This is a genomic window from Streptomyces sp. NPDC054841 (genome assembly GCF_053611045.1).
Genome location: NZ_JBSGZO010000860.1, coordinates 1 through 1,718, shown reverse-complemented (window position 1 = coordinate 1,718; position 1,718 = coordinate 1). Strand labels below are relative to the sequence as shown.

The following is a 1,718-nucleotide window of genomic DNA, read 5'->3' as shown; positions in this document are numbered from 1 at the left end:
CTAGAAGGCTGCTGAAAATCTTGTTGAGGGGCTGTCCGGCCGCAGGCCGGGCGGCCCTTTGCGCTACGCGGTGGCCGGGGCGAGATGCCAGGTGTTGCTCTTCCGGGTGAGTCCGAGGTTGATCAGTCGGCGGAGGTTGAGGGCGGCGGCGCGGTGGTGGAGCCAGATGTTGTTGGCGATGACGCCGCGGTAGGGAACCCGGCGGTTGCCCCTGGCGACGAGCCAGGCGATGGCGCGTTCGACGGGTGGCCGCCATCGGCGGTACTCGTCCTGCCAGACGGTGTCGGTGGCGGCCTGGGCCCGGGCGGCGGCCAGCAGTTCGTACTGGGGGTGGACGTTGAGGGTGCGTCCGGTTTTGGAGGTGGTGCAACGCGTCCGCAGAGGGCAGCCCGTGCAGACGCGCTTGAACTGGGCGGTGCGGGCGCCGTCTGCTTTGATCTGGCCGAGGTTGGCGGTGTGTCCGGCCGGGCAGGTCGCGGTGCCGGCAGCCAGGTCGATACGGAAGTCGTCGATGGTGAAGCCGCCGGGGACTGCCTGCCGCAGCGGCGGCGGCTTGATCACCAGGGTGTGGCCGTCGGCCTGCAGTTGTGCGCGCAGATCGCCGGTTCCGTAGGCAGAATCGCCGAGCACGGTTAACTCCGTGCCCTCTTCCTCATCGGCCAGCAGATCGCAGGCGACGGCGGCCTCGTGGTTGTCGGGGCCATAGCCGCTGGTCAGGGCGACGGCCGTGAACAGGCCGGTCTCCGGCTCGAAAGACGCATGCCCTTTGAAGCCGTCCTGGTGACGGCTGCGGTTCTTGTGGATGTGCCGCGCATCGGGGTCGACGGTGGACACCGTCCGGTCGGCCACCGTGCGCTTGGCAATGCGCCAGCGTCCGTCGCGCCCGTCGGAGTCCTCGGCGGGTTCCACGTCCTGCCCGGCGACCAGGGCCAGCAGGCCGACCGCGTTCGCCGCCTTCTCTCCCAGATTCTGCTCGGGCAGGTGTCCGAGCAGGTTGAGGGCGTCGGTGACCAGCGCGTCGACCAGTGCGGCGCGAGCCTTCTCGTCGTCCCAGGCGATCCTCGGTTTGCCCGGGTCGGTGTAGTCGTGCGCCCGGCAGTGCTCCGCGGCGGTCTCCGGAGCGCCGGGGACCTCGCGGATCACCCGGCGGATGGCGGAGATGATCTGGGTGACGGTGTCCTGGGTGGCCACCGCGTCATCGAGCACCGTGGAGTCCAGCGCGCGCCGCTGCTTGCCCTTGAGTACGCCGGTAGCGGCCACGACTTCCCTGACCTTGGTGAAGATCCGCGTCGGGTCGGCCGAATGACGCAGGCGGCGCCGAAAGTACGTCAGCAGCGACGGATCAAACGCGGTGTCGTACAGCCCGAGCCCGCAGGCGGCCTTCCACCGCAGGTCACACCGCAGTTCCTGGACCGTCTCGAAGTCAGACAGCCCCTGCAGGCTCTGCAGGACCACCGTCGCGGCCAGCACCTGCGGCGGCAGACTCGGACGGCCGTTGGACGACGGATACATGTCCGCGAACATCGACGGCGGGAACAGCACCTCGCGATGTTCCGCCAGGAACGCGAACACACTCCCTGCCGGGATCAACTCCCGGCAAGTCTCCCACACATCCGGCCCGACCATCTCCCCAGCCCATTCCCCCTGCATGCCTACAAGACTGGCCCCGACTCCACCGAGCCGGGGCCAGAACCCGAGATTTTCAGCAATCTTCTAGG

The 1,718-nt window shown here is 68.8% G+C and carries 1 protein-coding gene; it reads right to left on the bottom strand.

Annotation, left to right across the window (positions count from 1 at the left end):
- Positions 1-63: 63 nt before the first annotated feature.
- The gene (locus ACWGI8_RS43985; RefSeq protein WP_453669198.1) at positions 64-1,650 is read right to left on the bottom strand and encodes an IS1182 family transposase; all 1,587 of its coding nucleotides are present in this window, start codon (positions 1,648-1,650) and stop codon (positions 64-66) included.
- Between the last annotated feature and the right edge of the window lie 68 nt (positions 1,651-1,718).